This window comes from Dyella sp., from assembly GCF_035277725.1.
In the GTDB taxonomy this organism is placed as follows: domain Bacteria; phylum Pseudomonadota; class Gammaproteobacteria; order Xanthomonadales; family Rhodanobacteraceae; genus Dyella_B.
On sequence record NZ_DATEJY010000203.1, the window covers coordinates 1 to 22,874 of the forward strand.

The window sequence follows — 22,874 nt, forward strand, 5'->3', positions numbered from 1 at the left end:
AGTCTCCCAGCGGTGTGGGTGAAGCCGGTGGCGGCGGGGGCGATCTTCTTTATCGTCGGCGTCAACTTGTTTGGCGTGCGTGCCGGCGCATGGCTGGTGAACGTGTTTACGCTGTTGAAGCTGGCGGCGATCAGCATGCTGTTGGTGGTGGGCCTGGTGCTGGCGCATGGACACTTTGACGGCATCCTGGCGGTGGATACGACAGTGCACGTATCTACCGGCGCGTGGATCGGCGCGGTGTTGCCGGTACTGTTTACCTACGGCGGCTTCCACTATTTGAACGACATGGCCGGCGAAGTGCGCGATCCACAACGCACCTTGCCGCGCGCGCTCACCCTGGGCCTGGTCGGCGTGGTGGTGTGCTACGTGCTGGCGAACATCGCTTATCTCGTCGGTTTGGGCCATGCGGGGCTGGCGGCCAGCAAGGCGCCGGCGGCGGATTTGATGAGCAACATCTTCGGGCCGGGTGGCGCCACCATCATGGCGATCGGCATCGCTTGCTCCACCTTCGGCTATTGCAGCATTGCCATTGCCGGCGGTGCGCGTGTGCTGCAGACGATGGGCGCGGACGGCATGTTCTTCCGTTCGGTGGGGCAAATCGACGCACGCTGGCGCGCGCCGCAGGTCGCGTTGGCGGTGCTTGGCTTGTGGGCCATCGTGCTGATCATTACGGGCACGTTCGATTCGCTGGTCAACTACACCACGGTGGGCGAGTGGCTGGGGCATGCCTTCGGCATCGCCACCTTGTTCTGGTACCGGCGCAAATTCGGTGCGCAGAGCTCGCCTTACCGCGTGCCGCTTTATCCCATTTTGCCGTTCGTGTTCGTGGCGACGGTGTTGGGCGTGATTGCCGCGACGGTAATCAGCACGCCGCACGATGCCGGCATGAGCCTGGTGATTATCGTGCTCGGTGTGCCAGTGTATGCGCTGTGGCGCACGTGGAGCAGGCAGCGCGAGAGCGTATAGATGTAGGCTGGGATGAAATCCCAGCTTTCGATGTGCATGGCGATGCTGGGATTATCATCCCGGCCTACCTGTGTAATGGAGGGCTGCGGATGAAATCGATCGCTGCGTGCATGGCGCTGATGATGGGCTTGGTGTCGTTCACTGGCACGGCCGCCGACGTTGCTGATCTGGCGGCGTCATCCATACCGGTAAACATCCAGTTGCAACAGGTGCAACGCGTTGGCCAGGTCGAGCACGATGCACATGGCATGCCGTTGCAGCGCTACGCGTTTCAACCAGCCGTTCAGCCGCAGATCGTCATCACACCCGCAGCCGGCTGGAATTGGAGCGCGCAAGGTGCGTTGCAGATCGCGTTGCAAAACGCCATGCCTTGGACGGTGACGCTCGATGTGACCATCGATGGCGTGGCCGGGCAGCATTTGCATGCCCAGGTCGGTTTGCCGTCCGGTCCGGCGCAGACGCTGGTGATTCCTCTGCACGCCACGTCGCCCCGCGCATTCGGCATGCAGGTGGGCCCGCCCATGCCGTTTGATGATCACGGCCATGCGGTTTTCGTCGCCACGCTGGTGGAAGGTGCGATCGGCCTTGCGCAGGTGCATGACGTTCGCCTCGGCATACCCGCACCGCAAGCGGCGCAGCAGCTGTTGCTGGGCAAGCTCGAAACCAGTGCGGGTGATGCAGCCTTGCAGGATGCTTATCGCGGCATCGTCGATCAGTGGGGCCAGTACACGCGCATCGATTGGCCGGAAAAGATCGGTAGCGATGCCGCCTTGCGCCATGCGCACGCCCAAGAGCAGCTGCGCTTGAAAACGCAATTGACCGAGCGCCGTGGCTTGGATGCTTATGGCGGCCGTGACGATACTCCGCTGACGCGTACTGGCTGGTTTCACACGCAAAAGGCGAATGGCCGCTGGTGGCTGGTTACGCCGGAGGGGCACGCGTTCTTCTCGCTGGGTCTCAACACGATAACGCCCGACGACACACGCACGTATGTGCAAGGGCGCGAATCAATGTTCGTGAACCTACCTCCGGACCAATCGCCATGGAACGCGTTTTATGGGATCAGCGATACGCGCGATCCCGAACGTGCTGCGAGCGCCGGTCTTCCGAATCACGGACGCTGGTTCGATTTCTACGAAGCCAATCTCTACCGCGTGGATGGCGCCGATTGGCTGGCTGCGTGGCGCAAACGCACGCTCGATCGTTTGCAAGCGTGGGGCTTCAACACCATCGGCAACTGGAGCGACAAGGTGCTGACCGAGCAGCATCGTTTGGCGTACACCTTGTCGATCGCCATTCGTGGCCAGTTCGGGAATGTTTCCAGTGGCTACGATTATTGGGGACGCATGCCCGACCCCTTCGATCCGCGCTTTGCGCAAGCCGCCGATCGATCGGTTGCCGAAGACACGGCCGCATCGCGCGATGATCCCTGGTTGCTGGGTTATTACGCCGACAACGAACTGGCATGGGCAGGGCAGGGGCCGCAGGGGCGTTGGGGTTTGGCGATCGGTACCTTGCATGGTGAGGCGCACAGTGCCGCCAAACAGGCGTTTATCGCCATACTCAAGCAGAAATATGGAACGGCATCGAAGCTGGCTTCCGCGTGGGGCATTGCGCTTGCGGATTGGTCGGCGCTGGATGCGGTGAATTTCCCTGCGCCGGAACCGAATGCCGGGCATCCGGCGATCGCGGGGGATTACAGCGCGTGGTTGCGTCGCTATGCCGATCAATACTTCAGCATCGTCGCGGCGGCGATGCATCGCCACGATCCGCATCATCTTTTCCTGGGTGGCCGCTTTGCGGTGAATACGCCTGAAGCAGTGGCGTCGTGCGCCAGGTATTGCGATGTGCTCAGCTTCAACGTGTATACGGACCTGCCGCAACACGGCGTCGATCTTGATGCGATACATAAGCTCGACAAGCCGCTGCTGATCACCGAGTTTCACTTTGGCTCGGGCGATCGCGGGCCGTTCGGCAAGGGCGTGGTGTCAGTGTGGACGGAAGCTCAGCGTGGCGAAGCTTATGCGCGCTATGTGCAGGCGGCGGCGAGCGATCCGGCGATCGTGGGAACGCATTGGTTCGAGTACGTCGATGAGCCGGTGACGGGGCGGTTGCTTGATGGGGAGAACAGCCACACGGGCATGGTGGGCGTGACGGATATTCCGTTTGAGAGTTTTGTGGAGGCGGTGCGGAAGGTGAATAGGGATTTGCGTCATTGAGCGGTGCGGGGCATAGCTAAAAACCACTGCGAAGCCCACAAAAAATCATCTATGGCTGGCTGGCTCGTAGCTCGCTGAGCAGGTAAATAACTAAAAACCGCAACTCGCGTTTGATGAAAAATCGTAATGTCAGTCCAGAAAAGTGGAGCCCAGTGGACTTCTCTATGCCAGGGAAGCACGTCAACTCGTAGCCTGTCATCATCATTTGGTGTGAACGTGGAAAGATTCATTGGTGCTCTTGAGAGGGCGGGTACCAAGGTAGTCATCAGTGCGACAAGACGGCCTCCGGAGCGTGCATATCTCATGCACTATGCGTGGAAGATTGCTCACGGGGAAGACCCTGCGTCCGTTCCAGCAATGTCTGGTGTGGATATTGATTGGGCACATTTGGATGCCAATGGGATTGCTGATCGCGCACCCGCTGTCATTGCAGCTCAGAGCATGGTCAGTTCATACGGCATGAGCGGTTTGCATGTGGCTCCAGCGATTTCTTCGCGGCATACAGAAGGAAATGCAATTGACATGACGATCAGTTGGTCCGGAACTCTGCTGTTGGAAGACGCATCAGGAAAGACAGTATCCATAGCTTCGACGCCAAGGGATGGAATGAACAACGATCTGGCGGAAGTTGGAAAAAGCTATGGGGTGATAAAGTTTGTGGGTGGCGCCAAGGATAGGCCGCACTGGTCGAATGACGGACACTGAGCGAGTATGCAAAATGCCTTTCTTTAGAAACATCATGCTTGTCTGCATGTTTGGTGCGGTTGGCACGGTTTACGCCGGCAATGGCCCACACGTTCCCTCCTACCCGCGCGACGTTCAGTCTTTCGTGCAAGATCGTGATCTCTGTGACCACTTGCGTGGGGAAATACCGGATCAGCAGCCTGGCAACGAAGAGGGCGTGAACGAGGCGGTGGCCGCAGCCAACAAGGCATGCAAGGGTACGGACGCGCGGCTGGATGCGCTGAACGCAAAATATGCAAACGACCCGCAGGTCTTGCAGAAGCTGAAGACCTACGAGGAGCACATAGAAGCGAACTGAAAAAAAGGGGCGAAATCAGGCTGTGTCAAAACTCAGTTGAAGAGCGTCCATGAAGCGCCCGCAAGGGTGCTTCTTTTTGAAGTCGTTTCCTCAGGTGGTCCTCAGTCGCACAATCAGCGTTGCGGGTCCCAGCAGGCCCATGAGCCGCTTCAGATTGAAGGCCATTACCGTTACGCCATTTCGCATCGGGTACCGTCCAGGCCTCGAAGCAAGAAGCGCCGCCCCATGTGTCGATCCTTGAGCTCGGCGAAGGGACGCTCCACCGTACTGCGGCGTAACCGCATGACTTTGAGCGTGGCGTGCTCGTGCATCCTTGCAACACAGCTTCGTCCCCATGACGCGTGACGAGCCGCCGGCGAGCGGTGGTACAGGACGGCTTTAAGGCGCACGCACCGCAAGCTGATGCCTCCGCAGCGTAAATGACCGAACGATCCCGGCGGTAGATCTGTTTATGCGCCAAGGTGTGTCCGGCCGGACAGCGCATCGATGGCCCGACATGCATGATCGGCGGGAATCAAGTCCTTCAGGCACCGTGGAAACAACGCGCGCTCTGTTCACGCCCCTCACCGATGATATGGCCCATAACGACAATGCCCTCGGGATTCCGAGGGCATTGTCATTCAATCACGCCGCTTTACCTGTATCGAGTTGAGTTTGGACACGGCCTGAAATACCCGCCTTTCATCACTCGCCCCTTCTCGGAAGAAGAGAAGGGTTTGCAGCAATCAATAACGATAATGATCCGGCTTATACGGCCCTTCCACCGGCACGCCGATGTACGCAGCCTGTTCCGCCGTCAGCTTGGTCAGCTTCACACCGATCTGTTCCAGATGCAGGCGCGCCACTTCCTCGTCCAGCTTCTTGGGCAGGCGATAGACCGTCTTCTCATACTTGTCTTTGTTCGCCCACAGATCGATCTGCGCCAGCGTCTGGTTGCTGAAGCTGTTGGACATCACGAAGCTCGGATGGCCGTGCGCGCAACCGAGGTTTACCAGGCGGCCTTCGGCCAGCATGTAGATGCTGTGCTTCGTCTTGCCGAAGGTGTAGCGATCCACCTGCGGCTTGATGTTCTCGCGCGTTACGTCCTTGGCCGCGTTCAAACGATCCATCTGGATCTCGTTGTCGAAGTGGCCGATGTTGCACACCAGAGCGTTGTTCTTCATCGCTGCCATGTGTTCCAGCGTGATGATGTCCTTGTTGCCGGTGGTGGTGACGTAGATGTCGGCGATGCCGAGCGTGTCTTCCACGGTGGTGACCTGGAAGCCTTCCATCGCGGCCTGCAGCGCGTTGATCGGGTCGATCTCGGTGACGATCACGCGGGCGCCGAAACCCTTCAGCGAATGCGCGCAGCCCTTGCCCACGTCGCCGTAGCCGCACACCACCGCTACCTTGCCGGCCACCATCAGGTCGGTAGCGCGCTTGATGCCGTCGGCCAGCGATTCGCGACAGCCATACAGGTTGTCGAACTTGCTCTTGGTGACCGAGTCGTTGACGTTGATGGCGGGCACCAGCAGCTTGCCGGCTTCCATCATCTGATACAGGCGATGCACGCCGGTGGTGGTTTCTTCGGAAACGCCCTTCCAGTCGGCCGCGACTTTCTTCCAGAAGCCGGGGCGCTCCTTGGCGGTGCGCTTGAGCAGATCTTTGATGACCTGTTCTTCGTGGTTGCCGCTGGGCGTATTGACCCAGTTGTCGCCGTTTTCCATGTCCACGCCCTTGTGGATCAGCAGCGTGGCGTCGCCGCCGTCATCGACGATCAGCTCAGGGCCTTTCATGCCGGGGTGGGTGAGCATGTCGAGCGTGCAATCCCAGTATTCCTCCAGCGTCTCGCCCTTCCAGGCGAACACCGGAATGCCCGCGGCAGCCACGGCCGCGGCGCAGTCGTCCTGGGTGGAGAAGATGTTGCAGGAGGCCCAGCGCACCGAGGCACCCAGCGCGCTGAGCGTCTCGATCAGCACCGCGGTTTCCTTGGTCATGTGCAGCGAGCCGGACAGGCGCACGCCCTTCAGCGGCTTGTCGACCGAATGGCGGGCGCGGATGGCCATCAGGCCGGGCATTTCTTCTTCGGCCATGCGGATGCGGCGGCGGCCGAGATCGGCCAGCGAGATGTCGCGGACCTTATAGTCTTGGGTCGATTCGTTGGTGACAGCATTCATGGAGGGATGTCTCCGAGTCTCATGGGGAAAACCCGGCCCGGGAGGCCAGGCCGACGCGAACATCGCGTCATGAGCGCCGTTGCATTCGAGGCATCCACCGAGCCTGGCCGTGGTTACCTTTCCCACGGTCGCAGCGCCCCTCGGCGAAGACATGCATTCTATCCATAGAACGTCGCTTATGACGAATGGATTGCCGCACTGCCGCATAAATTCGGTAGGCTAAGGGACTGACTCACCGGAGGCCTCAATGGAAGCCACTCGCGACCCTGAATTCCTGCCCCACGACGGCCCGCTGCGCGAAGACGTGCACCGGCTCGGTGCGATGGTGGGACGCATGTTGGCCGAGCAGGGTGGCGAAGGCTTCTTTCAGCGCGTGGAGCAGGTGCGCACGGCCTCTATCCGCCGCCGCCGCGAAGGCCGCGCGGTGGATGATCTGGCCGAGTCGCTGGCCGGGCTGGATGCTGAAGCCGCCGAAGCGCTGGCCCGCGGATTTGCCACTTACTTCCAGGCCGTCAATACCGCCGAGCGCGTGCACCGCATCCGCCGACGCCGCGATTACCAGCGTGAAAGCGGCACCGCGCAGCCCGAATCGTTGCTCGATGTGCTGCAGCGCCTGAAGGAGCAGAACGTCGGCGCCGATGAGCTGCTGCAATGGCTGTACAAACTGAAGGTGGAGCCGGTGTTCACCGCGCATCCCACTGAAGCGATTCGCCGCTCCCTGCTCGAAAAGGAACAGGCGATCGTGCGCGCGCTGGTCGACAACTTCGATCCCACCCGCACGCCGCAGGAGCGCAAGGAAGACGACGACCGCATCTTCATGGCGCTTTCGGCTGGCTGGCAGACGGCGGAGGCCTCGCCGATCCGTCCCAGCGTGCAGGACGAACATCATCACGTCGGCTTCTATCTCGCCAACCCGATCTATCGCATCGTGCCCGCGTTCTACGAACTGCTTGCCGATGCATTGCAGGAGGTATACGGCGTTGCCGTGCCACTGCCGCGCTTGTTGAGCTTCGCTACGTGGGTAGGTGGCGATATGGACGGCAACCCGAACGTCGGCGCCGACACCATCGCCAACAGCCTGGCCACGCAGCGTGCGCACGTGCTGGAACATTACATGGCGGACGTCGACGTGTTGGCGCGTCTGCTCAGCCAGACGGACGATCGCGTCGCGTTCGAACCCTCGTTGCTGAAGCGGCTGGCGGATTATCGCGAACAGTTTCCGCGTGCCGCCGCCACCATTCGCCCGCGCCATGCGGACATGCCCTATCGCTGCCTGCTCACCCTGATCCGCGCACGGCTCGAAGCCACACTCGAAGATGGGCATGCAGAGGGTTATCAGTCTGCCGACGAACTGATCGACGACCTGCTGTTGATCGTGCACGGACTGATCGATCATCGCGGCCTCAACGCGGGCGCTTATGCGGTGCGTCGCTTGATCTGGCGTGTGCGCACCTTTGGCTTTCACATGGCGCGCCTGGACGTGCGGCAGGATTCACGCGTGCACGATGATTCGCTGGCGGCCTTGTTGCGCGACGAAACGTGGACGCAGCGTGCGCCGGCAGAACGCGTCGGTGTGTTGCGGCCCTATGCGGGCGGTGAACGTGTGCTTGAAAAAAACGACGATGCTCAGGCGGAATCTTTGCGCGCGGTATTCGCGACCCTGCACGAGTCGCGGCAGCGTTACGGCACCGATGCGACAGGGTTGTACATCATCAGCATGGCGCGCTCGGCTGCCGACGTGCTCGCCGTGCTGGCCTTGGCGAGATACGGCGGCCTCGTCAATGGCACCCACGTTCCGCTGGATATCGCGCCGCTGTTCGAAACCGTCGATGATCTGAAGAACGCACCCAATACCTTGCGCGCCTTGCTCGACGATCCCGTTTATCGCGATCATCTGCGCGCCCGCGACGATTGCCAATGGGTGATGCTGGGTTACTCCGACAGCGGCAAGGATGGCGGTACGTTGGCTTCGCGCTGGGGCTTGCAGCGCGCGCAAGTGGAATTGATGGAACTCGCGGATCGGGCCGGCATTCGCCTGGCGTTCTTCCACGGTCGCGGCGGTTCGGCCAGCCGCGGTGGCGCGCGCATTACACCGGCGTTGATGTCGTCGCCGCGCGGTTCGATCAACGGCATCCTGCGCGTGACCGAGCAGGGCGAAGTCATTCATCGCAAGTACGGCATTCGCGCGCTGGCCCTGCGTAATCTGGAACAAACCGTCGGCGCTGTGTTGCGCGCCAGCGTGCGTCCGCGCGACGAAGATACACGCGAAGCGCAGTGGCGTGACGTGATGACCGCCATGGCCGTGCAAAGCCGCCGCGCTTATCGCGCCTTTGTCGACCGCGATGGCTTCGTCGATTACTTCCGCGCCGCGACACCGATCGACGTGATCGAGCAGATGGCACTCGGCTCGCGTCCCTCGCGCCGGCGCAGCATGCGTGGCGTGGAAGATCTACGCGCCATTCCATGGGTTTTCGCGTGGACGCAATGCCGCTCCATCATCACCGGCTGGTATGGCTTGGGCACTGCACTGGAAACCGCGGTTGCCCAGCACGGCGAGGCCGCCTTGGTGGAAATGGCGCGCGACTGGCCGTTCTTTGCCAACGCGTTGGACGACGTGGAAATGGTACTGGCCAAGTGCGATCTGGATATCGCCGAAGCATTCTCCAAGCTTGCCGGCCCGTTGCATGACACGTTCTTCGGCTTGATCCGCGAGGAATTCGAACGCACTCGCCGTTGGCTGCTGAAGCTCAAGAACAGCAACGAACTGTTGCGTGACGATCCGCGTTTGTCGCTGTCGATCCGCCTGCGCAATCCCTACGTCGATCCGATGAGCTTGATGCAGGTGGACCTGCTGCAACGCTGGCGTGCCACCGACCGCAACGACGATCATCTCTTGCGTGCGCTGGTGGCATGCGTGAACGGCGTCGCGCAGGGCTTGCAGAACACCGGCTGACGTAGGTTGGGGTGCGAACCCCAACACTACCATGCTTGCACGGAGCGGAATGTTGGGGTTCGCACCCCAACCTACGCGTCATCAGGAATCTCACGCAACGAGAACGTTTATGGACCGACCCCTCAACAACTCTCCCCGCCTCGGCCCGCTGCCGCTGTTGATCTTCAGCTCGCGCTGGCTGCAACTGCCGCTGTACGTGGGCCTGATCGTGGCGCAGTGCGTCTACGTGTACCTGTTCGGCAAGGAACTGTGGCACCTGATCCATGAAGCGCCGGGCCTCGGTGAGCAGGAAATCATGCTGATCGTGCTCGGTCTGATCGACGTGGTGATGATCTCCAATCTCTTGATCATGGTGATCGTCGGCGGCTATGAAACGTTCGTCTCGCGGCTTGGCCTGGATGGCCATCCGGATCAGCCCGAATGGCTGTCGCACGTGAATGCCTCGGTGCTGAAGGTGAAGCTGGCGATGGCAATCATCGGCATTTCATCCATTCATCTGCTCAAAACCTTCATCGCCGCCGGCACCTTGAACGGCCTGCCATTTTGTTCGCCGGAAGTGCTGGCCACGATTGCGCAGGCGAATGAAGGCGGCAGCATGCTCAAGTGCGCCACGCTAACCCCGGTGGGGGTGATGTGGCAGACCATCATCCATGTGGTCTTTATTGTTTCCGCGATCGGCATTGCGTGGACGGATCGCATCATGCATGTGCATGCGGCGAAGGCGGAAGATCATTGATCGTAGGTTGAGGTTCGCGTTCCGCTCACCCCAACCTACTGGAGCGCAGGCAATCAGCCATCCAGTTCCGTCCAGCGCGCATAGGCAGAATCCAATTCTGCCTGCACTTTCGCCAGGGCGTCGTTCGCCTTCTGGATCGCGGCGTTGTCCTGCTGATAGAACGAGGGATCGTTCATCGCCTCAGCATGTTTGGCGATCTCAGCCTCCAGCTGCTCGATGCGTGCCGGCAATTGTTCAAGCTCGCGTGCATCCTTGTAGCTGAGTTTGCGTTTCGGCTTGTCGCCGGTGCTGGCAGCAGTAGGTGCATCGGTCTGGCTGGGCTTCGTCGTTGGCGACGGCGATGCGGCAGAGATGCGCCCTGCTGGTTTCTGCCGCAACCAGTCGCTATAGCCGCCGACGTAGTCACCTACCTTGCCGCTGCCTTCCAGCACCAGCGTGCTCGACACCACGTTGTCGAGAAACTCGCGATCGTGCGATACCAGCAGCAGCGTGCCTTTGTATTCGGTGAGCAGTTCCTCCAGCAGCTCCAGCGTCTCGACGTCCAGATCGTTGGTGGGTTCGTCCATCACCAGCAGGTTGGATGGCTGTGCAAACAGCTTCGCCAGCAGCAGGCGATTGCGCTCGCCGCCGGACAGGCGCGTGATCGGCGCGCGGGCACGTTCGGGCGAGAACAGGAAGTCCTGCAGGTAGCCGATGATGTGCTTGCGTTGTCCGTTGAGCTCAATGTATTCGCGGCCTTCGGCAACGTTATCCAGCGCGTTCAAGTTGTCGTTGAGCTGCGAGCGATGCTGGTCGAAATAAGCGATCTGAAGCCCCGTGCCGAGGCTGACTTCGCCGCGTTGCGGTTTCAGTTCGCCGAGCATGATTTTCAGCAAGGTACTCTTGCCGGCGCCATTGGGGCCGATGATGCCGACGCGGTCGCCGCGCATGATGGTGGTGCTGAGGTCATCGATCAGCACACGCCCCCCGTAGGCCTGATGCACGTGGTCCAGCTCGATGACTTTCTTGCCGGACGCCTGCGCATTGGCCAGCGCCATCTTGGCGTTGCCGCTAAGTTCGCGCCGCTCGGCGCGTTCGCGGCGCAACGCTTTCAATGCGCGTACGCGGCCTTCGTTGCGAGTGCGGCGCGCCTTGATGCCTTGGCGAATCCACACTTCTTCTTGCGCCAGCTTTTTGTCGAACAGGGCATTGGCTTGTGCTTCGGCGTGCAGGCGTTCTTCGCGGCGACGCAGATAGTTGTCGTAATCCCCCGGCCAACTGGTGAGCTGGCCGCGATCGATTTCGACGATGCGTGTAGCCAACGCGCGCAAAAAACTGCGATCGTGCGTGATGAAAATGATGCTGCCTTCGAACTGCTTGAGAAAACCTTCCAGCCAGCCGATGGCTTCGATGTCCAGATGGTTGGTGGGCTCATCCAGCAACAGCACATTTGGTTTGCGCACCAGTGCTTGCGCCAGCAATACGCGGCGCTTCATGCCGCCGGAAAGCGCGGCAAAATCCGTATCGGCAGGAAGCTCAAGTTTCGTCAGCACGTCACTGACGCGTCGATCCAGATCCCAGCCGTGTTGCGCTTCGATCTGATTCTGCACGTCGCCTAAGGCATCGAGATCGCCTTCGGCAAGCAGATGGTGGTAGCGCGCAAGCAATCGGCCGAGATCGCCAAGGCCTTCGGCCACCACATCGAAGACGCTGCCGGACGTGGCTTGCGGCACTTCTTGCGCCATGCGTGCGACGACCACGCCGCTTTGCACGCGCACTTCACCGTCATCCGGCTGCAATTCGCCGGAGATCAGTTTCATGAGGGTGGATTTGCCTTCGCCGTTACGACCGACGATGCACACGCGCTCGTTGGCATCGATCGACAGATCGACGTGTTCGAGCAGAAGAGGGCCGCCGACGCTGAAGTCGAGGCGCTGGAGTTGAATAAGGGACATGCCGCCATTCTACTGGCTCGCTCTTTGCTTTCCCTCTCTTGGCAGCCGGCGAAAGCTTCGCTTAAAGAAACTGACGCCAACTGTCGATACAAATTTCGAACCACCGTCACCGCGACATAACGAAAATTTACGCCTTCGGGGCCGGTAAAATTCAATAAAACATGCACTTAGCATGGCAGATTAAAGCGTTTCCTCTGGAATTTGCGATGGTCATGCATTAAGGTTGCGCGACGCGGGGGCAGTACCGCGGTTTGGGAGTGAAAGGCCGTGGCGAACATCCAATCCATCCAGCCAATGCAGTGGTTGAACCGGCTGTGGGGCCTGTTCGTGGCGGTGCTTTTGCTGGGCGTGGCCGGCTATGCCGGGGTGGCTCATGCGGGCTATGCCGCCATCGTGATTGACCCGGCCACGGGTGAGGTGCTTAGCGCGGTGAACGCGGATGAGCAGAACTACCCGGCCTCGCTGACCAAGATGATGACCCTCTACCTCACCTTCCAGGCGCTGCAGAGCGGCAAGCTGAAGGTGGATCAGGATCTGCCGGTTTCCAGCTGGGCCGCCTCGCGCGCACCGACCAAGCTCGGCCTGCGCACTGGCCAGACCATTTCCGTGAACGATTGCATCCTCGGCATGGTGACCAAGTCCGCCAACGACGCGGCGAGCGTGGTGGCCGAGAGCCTGGGCGGCAACGAAGGCCATTTCGCGGAGATGATGACCGCGCAGGCCGCGCTGCTCGGCATGACCTCCACGCATTTCGCCAACGCCAACGGCTTGCCGGACCCGAACAACATCTCCACCGCGCGCGACATGGCCAAGCTCGCCATGGCGCTGTATCGCGACTTTCCGCAGTACACGCATTACTTCTCCACCAAGGAATTCGTGTTCCGCGGCCAGCTGATCCGCGGTCACAACAACTTGATGGACCGTTATCCCGGCATGGACGGTCTCAAGACCGGTTTCACCGACGCCTCCGGCTTCAACCTGGCTTCCACCGCCGTGCACGACGGGCGCCGCCTGTTCGCCGTGGTGCTCGGTGGTCGCAGCGCTTCCGCCCGTGACAATCTGATGGCCCGCCTGCTGGATGATGGCTTCGACAACGAGCCGACGCCGGAAGAACTGGTCGCCCGGGCCGGCATGCCCAGCAGCACCCGTCGCGTGCTGTCGGCGCTGTCGCCGATCGAAACGGCGGAAGCGGACGAGACCGCCCCGGCACATCGCCGCGCCTCGCGTGGCTGCACGCCACACCGCGGCAGAAGCTGCCCGCAGGTGGCCAAGACGCATCATCCCAAGTCCACCACCCGGCTTGCGCATCGGCACAAGAGCAAGAAGGTGGTACTGGCTTCCAAGAGCGACGATCACGACTGACGCTTCAATTCAGGCACGATCGGTCGTCTTAAAAGCATTCGGTACACAACAAAAACCCCGTGGCATGCCACGGGGTTTTTGCTTGCCGGACTCGCCTGTGCGGGCTGGGATGCAATCCCTGCATGGGTTGGCATGGCAATGCTGGGATTACATCCCAGCCTACGGCGAATATGGCCATCTGCCGCGAAAACAAAACGGGCCGCATAGCGGCCCGTTGCTTATTGCGATTCGTAAGCCGGTGCTTACTTCAGCTTCGCATCCGCACGCAGCTCGTCAGCCTTGTCCGTCTTCTCCCACGAGAACGCGGTGAAGGTGTTGCCGTCGGCATCCTTCACTTCGTACGGCGTGCGGCCGAAGTGGCCGTAGCTGGCGGTGGCCTGGTACATCGGGTGGATCAGGTCCAGCATCTTGATGATGCCGTACGGGCGCAGGTCGAAGTGCTTGCGGATCAGCTTTTCGATCTTGTCGTCGGCGATCTTGCCGGTGCCGAAGGTGGTGACCGAGATCGAGGTGGGTTCGGCCACGCCGATGGCGTAGCTCACCTGCACTTCGCAGCGGTCGGCTATGCCGGCGGCCACGATGTTCTTGGCCACGTAGCGGGCGGCGTAGGCGGCCGAACGGTCAACCTTGGACGGGTCCTTGCCGGAGAACGCACCACCGCCGTGGCGAGCCCAGCCGCCGTAGGTATCGACGATGATCTTGCGGCCGGTCAGGCCACAGTCGCCCACCGGACCGCCGATCACGAACTTGCCGGTCGGGTTGATGTGGAACTTGGTGTTCTTGTGCAGCAGCTTGGCCGGCAGCACGGGCTTCAGGATGTGCTCGCGCACGGCTTCGACCAGGTCCTTCTGCTTCACGCTCGGATCGTGCTGGGTGGACAGCACCACGGCGTCGATCGCGGTGGCCACGCCGTCTTCATAGCGCAGGGTGACCTGGCTCTTCGCGTCCGGGCGCAGCCACGGCAGCGGGGAGTTCTTCTTCTTGCGGACCTTGGCCTGCTGCTCCACCAGGCGGTGCGAGTAGTAGATCGCCGCCGGCATGAAGTCCTTGGTCTCGTTGGTGGCGTAGCCGAACATCAGGCCCTGGTCGCCGGCGCCCTGTTCCTCGGGCTTCTTGCGGTCCACGCCCTGGTTGATATCGGGCGACTGCTTGCCGATCAGGTTCAGCACGCCGCAGGTTTCGCCATCGAAGCCGACGTTGCTGGAGTCGTAGCCGATGTCCAGGATCACCTTGCGGGTCAGTGCTTCCAGGTCGATCCAGGCGCTGGTGGTGACTTCGCCGGCGACGATGGCTACGCCGGTCTTCACCAGGGTTTCGCAGGCCACGCGGGCGCGCTTGTCCTGGGTCAGGATCGCGTCCAGCACGGCGTCGGAGATCTGGTCGGCGACCTTGTCCGGATGGCCTTCGGAGACCGATTCGGAGGTGAAGAGGTAGTTGCTCATCGTGGCTTATATCCTTCTTTACGGATAAAGAGATGGAAAGGGGAATTGCGCATCATACACGCACTAGCCCGGGGTTTCACTGCCCAGTCTGGCATAGACATGTGACGGGTTCAGGCCGGATGCGGCAAATAGACGTCCAAACGAGGCGCGGCCGCGGCATCAGGGGGCGGCGGCCAGCGGGTGGTCGTGGATGAAGCGCAATACGTCATTCAGCGTGGGCGCTTCCGCCCGGAATGGCCGTGACAGGGCGAAGACCAGTGCGTTGTGGCTGATGCCCGGATACAAGCGCAAGGTCACGTCCTCATGCTGGGCTTGCAGGGCATACGCAAGTGACCGCGCATTCGAAGGCTCTACTTCGTGGTCCGCCAGTCCCTGCAACAGCAGCATCGGCGGTTCGGCGCCGCGCACGAAGCGCACCGGCTGTGCGCGCGCTTGCGATGCCGCATCACGGCCGAACATGCCGAGCATGTCTTTTTCGTTGGCGGGAATCGGCATGAAGTCGTAGCAGCCGGCCAGGCCGATAAAGCCGGCCAATTCGTCCGGGCGCAAGCCGTACGGGGCGAGCCATGACGGATCGGTCGTCAGCAGCGCGCCGATCTGCCCACCGGCGGAATGGCCCATGATGAAGATGTCGCCTGGCGCGGCGCCCAGTTCTTGCGCATGCCCGCGCGCCCATGCCACCGCGCGCGCAGCGTCTTGCATAAAGCCGTCCATGTTTACGTGCGGATATTTGCGGTAATCCGGAATCACCGTCACCACACCGTGCGCAGCCAGCGCCGTACCTACGAAGCGATACCACGAGCGCTCGCCGCGCACCCAGCTGCCACCGTAGAAAAACACCACGAGCGGTGCATGCGTGCTGCTGGCAGGGCGATAGATGTCCAACTTCAAACCATGTGTCGCATCAAAGACGACGCTGCGTTGCGCGTCGATGCCGGCACGGCGGTTGGTTGCATTCAAGCCGGCAAACAAGGTTCCTTCGCAGCCGTTGAGCACGATTGCTGTGCTCAGTAGCAACAGTGTGCGGCACACCATGCCGAGAGAAGAACGCGCGAAGGGTGAAGGCATCGTGGCACTGTCAGGAAAGCGATTTGCCGATGATGCCCGTTTCGATGCCGCAAAGGTTTGCGAGGGCTTCATGACGAAACAAAGCCGGCAACGATGTGCCGGCGTTGTTCCCTTTTCTTACCGCTCTGCTGATTTTGCTTTACAGAAGAAACGACGGTTTCGCCGCTCGATTTACTTGCGGCTCCAGGCTTGCTCCCAAGCGCGGCCTACGCCGGGCTCATAGGCGGGATCGGCAGGGTTAAGCGCCACGTTGCACCAGCCCGCCACTTTGCATTCATACACGTTACCGTCCTTCGGCTGCAGTACGGTGGTGCCGGTGAGGTACTGGCCATGGCCCGCGGGATACACAAAGTCATGGCCGGGTGCAGGCGCCTCATTCGCTACGGTGAAGCGTTGGGATGCACTCGCCTTGTACTGGTTATTGGCGGTGGCCGTCGCGGTAACGTCGTACGTACCCGGCGTGGCGTTATCCAGCGTCACGCTGAAGTGCGCATGGTTGCCCACCGAGCCCACTTTGTAGGCGACAGGCTTGCCGTTGAGGAACACCGCCGTGTTGATGGTATAGGTTTCGTTGCCTATGGCGATGGCGTTGTAGTGCAGATTCACGCGGCCATCCGCAATGGTATAGCTGTCTTGCAGTCCGGTCAGGCGCAGCTGGGTCGGCAGATCGGCAATGTGCTTGACCAGCATTACTTGCGTCACGCGGCTGTCGGGGCGAACGTAGAACTGGTTGGGGCCGTAGTTAGGCGTCACATGGCCCTGGTCATCCAGCACGCCAGTGGAGAAACCAAGATTGCCCGCGTTGAGTTTCGTGGCCAGTGCGTGCGACCAAACGTTGGGATCGCTCAGCTGTTCGCTATCGATCACCAGCATGTCGGGCTGCGGTAGCACTTCGCCCTGCGCGGTGAATACACGTACGCCCACCTTGTCGCCAGGCAGCAGCGGCTCAGGATTCATGCTACCGATGACTTTCCAGTCAGGCTGAGGGACGTCGCCGTTTTGGATATCCAGATCGATCACCTGATAGAACGTGGCCGGGGTATCGCCCACCTTCCAGGTGGCCAGAAGGATTTGATAGCCGTTACGGTCGCCGGGGATGTTCACCTTGTAATTCGTCGATGAGTTGTCCGCAGGCTTGTCGCGAGGGCCAAAGCGGGCAATCGGGGTTTGCTCGAACGAATCCCGCGTCAAGGGCGCATTCGGGTTCCAATCTTTCCTGGTGATGTAGAACTCTTTGTAAGTAACCGGATGGCCCGCGTGGTAGTGCCACGTAAACGTATGCTCGCCGGGCGTGATGGGGTTCTTGTACCAGCGCGTGGCGTTCTGCTCGTTGATGGCGCCATAGCCGCCGTCGTACCTGCCACCTGATGCGATCCAGCCATCAGCCGGGCCGCACTGCGTGAACGGGCTGCTGCACTTGCGCTGTTCGTCCGGGTAGTGGTGCAACGAGACGGTCGGGTGTGGGGTGGGTGTGTATTCGACGCTATGCGCATCCCATTCCCAGCCACCGCAGTTGGCGTTCAGGGCGCCGCCTTTTTCGGAGCATAGAAAGGAGCGCGATTTTGCATCGCCGGTCACGTAACCATGTGCTTGCGCGTTGCTGGCGGGCAGCAGGCTCAATGCGGCCGCGGAAGCGGCCAGCAGGCCCAGCAGTGCGAGCTTTCCGCGGCGCTCGCCGATGGGTTGAAAGTCAATACGCGTTTTCATGTTCCCTCCAAGACGGTCATCGTTGTCTGGGGAGGATTTTTCCGCGGGAAGAGCGCCGAAACTCAGAATCTAAATAGAGTCTGGAAGGCGGATTAGGCATTAATGCTTTAAATAGCGTCGAATTCGCATTCAGCCTGCGCGCCTTGCGCTGCGACGTGTTTATTCAGGCGGCGGCGCGCCAGCTATCTTGCAAGCTCTCGAAATAGGCGCGCGTCAGCCGCAGTTGCTCGTGCATCGTCTCGGCACGATTCACTACATCGCGGAATGCGGCATTTTGCGGCCGATCTTTCGCATACCAGCCCAGGTGCTTGCGCGCGATGCGCACGCCAGCGTGCTCGCCGTAGAACGCATGCAGATGATCGAGGTGGCCGAGCAGGATGTTTGCAACGTCCCGTGGCGAGGGTTCCGCGAGCAGCTCGCCGGTAGCAAGGTAATGCGCGATCTCGCGGAAAATCCATGGACGGCCTTGCGCGCCACGGCCAACCATCACCGCGTCGGCGCGTGTTACATCGAGTACGTGTTTGGCTTGCTGTGGCGTCGTGATGTCACCGTTGGCGAGCACCGGAATACGCACCGCAGCCTTCACCGCAGCAATGGTTTCGTATTCGGCTTCGCCTTCGTATTTATCGGCACGCGTGCGGCCATGCACTGCTAATGCGGCGATGCCGTTGTCTTCGGCAATGCGGGCGATGGTGAGCGCATTCTTGCGATGCCGATCCCAGCCGGTGCGGATTTTGAGCGTGACCGGAACCTCCACTGCATCCACCACCGCTTTCACGATGCGCGCGACCAGCGGCTCGTCCTGCAACAGCGCCGATCCGGACCACACGTTGCAGACCTTCTTCGCCGGACAGCCCATGTTGATGTCGATGATCTGCGCACCGTTGGCGACGTTGAAGTGCGCCGCTTCGGCCAGCATGCCAGGGTCGTAGCCGGCAATCTGCACGCTTACGGGTTCGGGCTCGCCATCATGGTCCATGCGCTTGAGCGATTTGCGCGTTTGCCACAGACGGGGGTCGGCGGTCGTCATCTCCGACACGGCCAGCCCCGCGCCCAGCCGTTTGCACAGCAGGCGGAAAGGCTTGTCGGTGACGCCCGCCATGGGGGCGAGCACCACGGGCGGGTCGATGCGGTAGGGGCCGATTTGCATCCGCGCATTGTACCCGCGGCCCACGTTCCCCGTAGGTTGGGGTGCGAACCCCCACAACGCGGGTCAATGTGCGGTAGCGGTCTGCATGGCCTCCGGCTCATGCTGGTGCTTGAACAGGAACACGAACAGCACCGCCACCACCAGCGAATACCCGGCGAAAGTGAGCCAGATGCCGTGCCATTCCAGCGAATGGTCGGGGCGGGTGAAATACGCATCGATCACCCAGCCGCTGATCGAGCTGCCCAGCACAGCGCCGATGCCGTTGGTCATCAGCATGAACAAGCCTTGCGCGCTGGCGCGGATGGCCGGGTCGCTCTGGCCTTCCACAAACAGCGAACCGGAAATATTGAAGAAATCGAACGCCATGCCGTAGACGATGCACGACAACACGATCATCCATAGACCATTGCCGGGATCGCCAAACGCGAACAGGCCGAAGCGCAGCGTCCACGCCAGCATGCTGATCAGCATCACGGTCTTGATGCCGAAGCGTTTCAGAAAGAACGGAATGGCGAGGATGAACAGCGTTTCCGACACCTGCGAAATCGACATGATGATTGCCGGATAACGCACCGCGATCAGATCCTTGTACGCATCGACATGGGCGAAGTCGTGCAGGAAGGTATCGCCGTAGGCATTGGTCAACTGCAATGCGGCGCCGAGCAGCATGGCGAAGATGAAAAAGATCGCCATCTTTGCCTGCTTGAACAGCGCGAACGAGGTAAGGCCCAGCGCATCCAGCCAGGAACGATGGTCCTGGCCGAGCAGGCGCGGTGGGCAAGGTGGCAGCGTAAACGCATAGATGCCGAGCAGCAGCGATGCGCCGGCCGCCACGTAGAACTGCCCGGTAGTGGTTTCCAGGTGCAGCAGGCTCACCATCCACATCGCCGCAATGAAACCCACCGTGCCCCATACGCGGATCGGCGGATACACGCGCACCACGTCCGCGCCGTCGCGTTTCAGCGCGTTGTAGGCCACGGTGATGGCCAGCGAAATGGTGGGCATGTAGCACATCATGTTCAGCAGCATCACCCAGAACAGCGTGCCGGGTTCGTTGATCTGCGGCACGACGCACAGCACGGCCGCGCCCGCGAGATGCATGCAGCCATACAGGCGCTCGGCACGAATCCACTTGTCGGCGACCACGCCCAGGATCGACGGCATGAACAGCGACGCCAGGCCCATGGTGGAGAAAATCGCGCCGAACTGCGTGCCGGACCAATGCCTGTTTTGAAACCAGTAGGCGCCGATGGTGATCAGCCAGGCCCCCCAGATGAAGTACTGCAGGAAATTCATCGCGATGAGTCGCAGCTTCAGGCTCATGGGCTGGTTTCCTGCATGGTTTTGCTTTCCCCTGGTGGTGCACCGATTTGCTCGGTTTTCGATGATGCAGTGAGGGCCTGCGCCGGAATGACGAGGCTGAATTTCCCAGCAGCGTAAGGGAAGCCTGACCCGACCAGCAAGGATCGCCGCCGCACCCAGTGGCGCTTACACTGCACCGACGTCATCCGGAGCGACCCCATGAGCCTGTTCATCACCATCGCGATCGTCCAGATCATTGCCCTGATGAGTCCGGGGCCGGATTTCTTTTTCGTCTCGCAGACGGCGGTCAGCCGCTCGCGGCATGAGGCGATGGCTGGCGTGGCGGGCATCACGCTCGGCGTGGCGATGTGGGCGGCACTGGCGTTGCTGGGGCTGCAATTGCTGTTGCACAAGCTGATCTGGCTGGAGCGGCTGATTTCCATCTGCGGCGGGCTGTATCTGTGCTGGATGGGCATCAAGATGTTGCGCGGTGCGCTGGCCAAGCCCGCCCAGACGCAGCCTTCGGATGCGGTACAAGTCTTCGCCGGTGCGTGGCGCTCGATGCGCAATGGTTTGTTCACCAACCTTGCCAATCCCAAGGTGGTGATCTATTTCGGCAGCATTTTTTCGGCCTTCGTGGGTGAAGGCGTGTCGTCGGCGGCGCGCTGGGGCTTGTGGGCGTTGGTGGTGGCCGAGACGTTTCTATGGTTTTCGTTCGTGGCCGGCTGCTTTGCGCTGCCGGTGATGCGTCGTGGCTATTTGCGCATCAGTCGCTGGATTGATGGTTGTGCGGGCGCGGTGTTCATGCTGTTTGGCTTGCACCTGATCTTTTCGCGCCGCGCTGTGTGAGTTGCGTAAGCTGGGATGAAATCCCAGCTTTTGTCGTGCATCCATGCTGGGATTTCAGCCCAGCCTACAGGACCTGCTTGATCTTCTCGCGGAGCACGGGCAGCAACTCCGCTTCAAACCATGGATTGCGCTTCAGCCAAAGCTGGTTGCGTGGACTGGGATGCGGCAACGGCAGGACGCCATGTGCAAGATGGATGCGCCATGCCTGCATCGTCTCGGTAAGCGACGCGCCGCGTTGTGCGCCGAGCACGCCGGCTTGCGCGTACTGGCCGATGGCCAACGTCAATTGCACTCGCTTCAGCAGCGGAAGCAATCGCAGATGCCAAGCTGGCGCGCACTCGGGCCGTGGCGGCAAATCGCCACTGCGGCCGCTGCCGGGAAAACAGAAACCCATCGGCACGATGGCAATGCGCTTGGCGTCATAGAACGTATCGCGATCCACACCCAGCCAGTTGCGCAGGCGATCGCCGCTGACGTCATTGAAGGGAATGCCGGTGGCGTGAACTCTGCGTCCCGGCGCCTGGCTCACGATCAACAGACGCGACGAGGTGCTGGCCTGCAATACGGGACGCGGACCATCCTGCAAGTGCGCCGCGCACAGCTGGCATGCGCGGATTTCCGCAAGCAACGAGGCGAGTGGATCGGTTGGCTTTTTCACGGCAGCAATTTGCCTGGATTCAAAATGCCAGCCGGATCGAAGGCAGCTTTCACGTTGCGCATAAGCTGGAGCGTGGCAGATTCCAGCGCGAGCGGCATGAATTCGCGTTTCACCAAACCGATGCCGTGCTCGCCGGAAAGCGTGCCTTGCAGCGAGATCACCAGCGCGAATACATCGGCCAAACAGGTGTGCGCGCGTTCGCGTTCCGTTTCGTCGCGCGGCAGCAGATTCACATGCAGATTGCCATTGCCGGCATGGCCGAAGGTAACGATCAGCACGTCGTGCTTGCGCGAGAGTTCGCGGATGCCATTCACCAGCTCGGGCAGGCGGCTGACCGGCACCACCACGTCTTCGTTGATCTTGTTCGGTGAAATAGTCCGCTGCGCGGGCGAGAGGGCCTTGCGTGCGGACCATAACGCCTGGGTTTCTTCCGCGGTTTGCGCGATGTGGAGTGTTTCCAGGCCTTCACCATGCGCTGCGCGCGATACCGCATCCACCGCTGAAGGCAACGTTTCCGGCTCGCCATCCACTTCGATCATCAGCATCGCACCGGCGAGCGGCACATCGCCGCTGCCATGATCGTGCGCGAGTTTCAACGCGACGTCATCGATAATTTCCAGCGCGCACGGCGTCACCGGCTGCGCCATGATGCGCGCCACGGCATGTGCGGCGCTGCTTACGTCGCGATAGGTGGCGCGCAGCGTGCGCAAACCGGAGGGCTTCGGCGTGAGCTTGAGCGTGGCTTCGGTGATCAATGCGAGCGTCCCTTCCGAGCCGATCAATAAGCGCGTGAGGTCATAACCCGTTGCACCTTTGCTGGTGTAGGTGCCGCAGCGGAAGCTTTCGCCAGTGCCTGCGACCGCACGTAGGCCAAGCGTGTTTTCGCGTGGACTGCCGTATTTCACCGTGCGTGGCCCCGCCGAATTACAGGCGAGATTGCCGCCGATGCTGCACCACGGTGACGAGGTGGGATCAGGCGGCCAGAAAAATCCATGTTGAGCGAGCGCGCGCTGCAGGTCGCCGTTCAATACACCCGGTTCGACGATGGCAAGGCGATTGTCCGGATCGATGCGCAGGATGCGATTCATCCGCTCGAAACTCACCACGACGCCGCCATCGACCGGCACGGTGGCGCCCGTGGTGTTGGTGCCGCGGCCGCGTGCGACTACCGGCACGTGATGTTCGCGACAGGCGCGGATCAGCCCTTCGATTTGCGCATGCTCTTGCGCGAACACCACCGCATCGGGCAGTGCGTTGCGGCGGGAGTTGTCGTAGGCGTAGGCGATGCGTTCGGCGTCGCGGGTAGAGCAGGCGTTCTCACCGAAGACGG

18 protein-coding genes and 1 riboswitch are annotated in these 22,874 nt (G+C 61.2%); of the genes, 8 read left to right on the top strand and 10 right to left on the bottom strand.

What is annotated here, in order from left to right; genetic code table 11:
• The 4 genes from VJR68_RS17525 to VJR68_RS17540 all read left to right on the top strand — a co-directional run.
• The coding region (locus tag VJR68_RS17525) for an APC family permease (RefSeq protein WP_324149833.1) at window positions 1-966 on the top strand (966 nt) is incomplete at its 5' end.
• Window positions 967-1,055: 89 nt separating this feature from the next.
• Window positions 1,056-3,185, top strand: coding sequence for a beta-galactosidase (locus VJR68_RS17530; RefSeq protein WP_324149834.1), 2,130 nt, complete (start codon window positions 1,056-1,058; stop codon window positions 3,183-3,185).
• A 303-nt stretch (window positions 3,186-3,488) separates the two neighbouring features.
• Entirely contained in the window at window positions 3,489-3,890 is a 402-nt protein-coding gene (locus VJR68_RS17535) for a hypothetical protein (RefSeq protein ID WP_324149835.1), read from the top strand.
• 34 nt (window positions 3,891-3,924) lie between these two features.
• Window positions 3,925-4,227, top strand: a complete 303-nt coding sequence (locus VJR68_RS17540; RefSeq protein ID WP_324149836.1) for a hypothetical protein — start codon at window positions 3,925-3,927, stop codon at window positions 4,225-4,227.
• A gap of 170 nt (window positions 4,228-4,397) precedes the next feature.
• Here VJR68_RS17540 and VJR68_RS22085 read toward each other — a convergent pair whose 3' ends face one another.
• Window positions 4,398-4,616 carry a transposase gene (locus tag VJR68_RS22085; protein WP_414647813.1) on the bottom strand — a complete coding sequence of 73 codons (219 nt, stop codon included), beginning with the start codon at window positions 4,614-4,616 and terminating at the stop codon, window positions 4,398-4,400.
• 336 nt (window positions 4,617-4,952) lie between these two features.
• Complete coding sequence (ahcY, locus tag VJR68_RS17545; protein WP_324149837.1) at window positions 4,953-6,383, bottom strand: adenosylhomocysteinase; 1,431 nt, start codon at window positions 6,381-6,383, stop codon at window positions 4,953-4,955.
• 64 nt (window positions 6,384-6,447) lie between these two features.
• A riboswitch (S-adenosyl-L-homocysteine riboswitch) is annotated at window positions 6,448-6,531 on the bottom strand.
• Window positions 6,532-6,630: 99 nt separating this feature from the next.
• Between ahcY and ppc the strand changes: the two genes are divergently transcribed.
• Window positions 6,631-9,336, top strand: coding sequence for a phosphoenolpyruvate carboxylase (gene ppc / locus VJR68_RS17550; RefSeq protein WP_324149839.1), 2,706 nt, complete (start codon window positions 6,631-6,633; stop codon window positions 9,334-9,336).
• Between the two features lie 109 nt (window positions 9,337-9,445).
• On the top strand, window positions 9,446-10,072 hold the full coding sequence (locus VJR68_RS17555; protein WP_324149840.1) for a TIGR00645 family protein: 627 nt from the start codon (window positions 9,446-9,448) through the stop codon (window positions 10,070-10,072).
• Between the two features lie 53 nt (window positions 10,073-10,125).
• Here VJR68_RS17555 and VJR68_RS17560 read toward each other — a convergent pair whose 3' ends face one another.
• Entirely contained in the window at window positions 10,126-12,006 is a 1,881-nt protein-coding gene (locus VJR68_RS17560; RefSeq protein ID WP_324149841.1) for an ATP-binding cassette domain-containing protein, read from the bottom strand.
• A 267-nt stretch (window positions 12,007-12,273) separates the two neighbouring features.
• Between VJR68_RS17560 and VJR68_RS17565 the strand changes: the two genes are divergently transcribed.
• Window positions 12,274-13,368, top strand: coding sequence for a D-alanyl-D-alanine carboxypeptidase family protein (locus VJR68_RS17565; protein ID WP_324149842.1), 1,095 nt, complete (start codon window positions 12,274-12,276; stop codon window positions 13,366-13,368).
• 242 nt (window positions 13,369-13,610) lie between these two features.
• Here VJR68_RS17565 and metK read toward each other — a convergent pair whose 3' ends face one another.
• The 5 genes from metK to VJR68_RS17590 form a co-directional block, all read right to left on the bottom strand.
• Entirely contained in the window at window positions 13,611-14,810 is a 1,200-nt protein-coding gene (gene metK / locus VJR68_RS17570) for a methionine adenosyltransferase (RefSeq protein WP_324149844.1), read from the bottom strand.
• Between the two features lie 159 nt (window positions 14,811-14,969).
• Window positions 14,970-15,878, bottom strand: coding sequence for an alpha/beta hydrolase (locus tag VJR68_RS17575; RefSeq protein WP_324149845.1), 909 nt, complete (start codon window positions 15,876-15,878; stop codon window positions 14,970-14,972).
• A 171-nt stretch (window positions 15,879-16,049) separates the two neighbouring features.
• Complete coding sequence (locus VJR68_RS17580; RefSeq protein ID WP_324149846.1) at window positions 16,050-17,585, bottom strand: lytic polysaccharide monooxygenase; 1,536 nt, start codon at window positions 17,583-17,585, stop codon at window positions 16,050-16,052.
• A 163-nt stretch (window positions 17,586-17,748) separates the two neighbouring features.
• Entirely contained in the window at window positions 17,749-18,735 is a 987-nt protein-coding gene (gene dusB, locus VJR68_RS17585; RefSeq protein WP_324149848.1) for a tRNA dihydrouridine synthase DusB, read from the bottom strand.
• Window positions 18,736-18,798: 63 nt separating this feature from the next.
• Entirely contained in the window at window positions 18,799-20,058 is a 1,260-nt protein-coding gene (locus VJR68_RS17590) for a nucleoside permease (RefSeq protein WP_324149849.1), read from the bottom strand.
• A 198-nt stretch (window positions 20,059-20,256) separates the two neighbouring features.
• Between VJR68_RS17590 and rhtC the strand changes: the two genes are divergently transcribed.
• Window positions 20,257-20,886: a threonine export protein RhtC gene (gene rhtC / locus VJR68_RS17595; RefSeq protein ID WP_324149850.1), complete on the top strand. Its 630-nt coding sequence runs from the start codon at window positions 20,257-20,259 to the stop codon at window positions 20,884-20,886.
• A gap of 64 nt (window positions 20,887-20,950) precedes the next feature.
• On the opposite strand, the gene VJR68_RS17600 is transcribed toward rhtC, so the two are convergent.
• A complete protein-coding gene (locus VJR68_RS17600; RefSeq protein WP_324149851.1) occupies window positions 20,951-21,544 on the bottom strand; it encodes a uracil-DNA glycosylase family protein in 594 nt (197 codons plus the stop codon).
• On the bottom strand, window positions 21,541-22,874 hold a 1,334-nt coding region (locus VJR68_RS17605), incomplete at its 5' end, for an FAD-binding oxidoreductase (RefSeq protein ID WP_324149853.1). The genes VJR68_RS17600 and VJR68_RS17605, both read right to left, overlap by 4 nt.

What these genes read in the sequence shown, in the direction of transcription:
- VJR68_RS17530 (WP_324149834.1), top strand. Translation starts at nt 1,056, where the DNA reads ATGAAATCGATCGCTGCGTGCATGGCGCTGATGATGGGCTTGGTGTCG.
- VJR68_RS17535 (WP_324149835.1), top strand. Translation starts at nt 3,489, where the DNA reads ATGCACTATGCGTGGAAGATTGCTCACGGGGAAGACCCTGCGTCCGTT.
- VJR68_RS17540 (WP_324149836.1), top strand. Translation starts at nt 3,925, where the DNA reads ATGCTTGTCTGCATGTTTGGTGCGGTTGGCACGGTTTACGCCGGCAAT.
- ahcY (WP_324149837.1), bottom strand. Translation starts at nt 6,383, where the DNA reads ATGAATGCTGTCACCAACGAATCGACCCAAGACTATAAGGTCCGCGAC.
- ppc (WP_324149839.1), top strand. Translation starts at nt 6,631, where the DNA reads ATGGAAGCCACTCGCGACCCTGAATTCCTGCCCCACGACGGCCCGCTG.
- VJR68_RS17555 (WP_324149840.1), top strand. Translation starts at nt 9,446, where the DNA reads ATGGACCGACCCCTCAACAACTCTCCCCGCCTCGGCCCGCTGCCGCTG.
- VJR68_RS17560 (WP_324149841.1), bottom strand. Translation starts at nt 12,006, where the DNA reads ATGTCCCTTATTCAACTCCAGCGCCTCGACTTCAGCGTCGGCGGCCCT.
- metK (WP_324149844.1), bottom strand. Translation starts at nt 14,810, where the DNA reads ATGAGCAACTACCTCTTCACCTCCGAATCGGTCTCCGAAGGCCATCCG.
- VJR68_RS17575 (WP_324149845.1), bottom strand. Translation starts at nt 15,878, where the DNA reads ATGCCTTCACCCTTCGCGCGTTCTTCTCTCGGCATGGTGTGCCGCACA.
- VJR68_RS17580 (WP_324149846.1), bottom strand. Translation starts at nt 17,585, where the DNA reads ATGAAAACGCGTATTGACTTTCAACCCATCGGCGAGCGCCGCGGAAAG.
- dusB (WP_324149848.1), bottom strand. Translation starts at nt 18,735, where the DNA reads ATGCAAATCGGCCCCTACCGCATCGACCCGCCCGTGGTGCTCGCCCCC.
- VJR68_RS17590 (WP_324149849.1), bottom strand. Translation starts at nt 20,058, where the DNA reads ATGAGCCTGAAGCTGCGACTCATCGCGATGAATTTCCTGCAGTACTTC.
- rhtC (WP_324149850.1), top strand. Translation starts at nt 20,257, where the DNA reads ATGAGCCTGTTCATCACCATCGCGATCGTCCAGATCATTGCCCTGATG.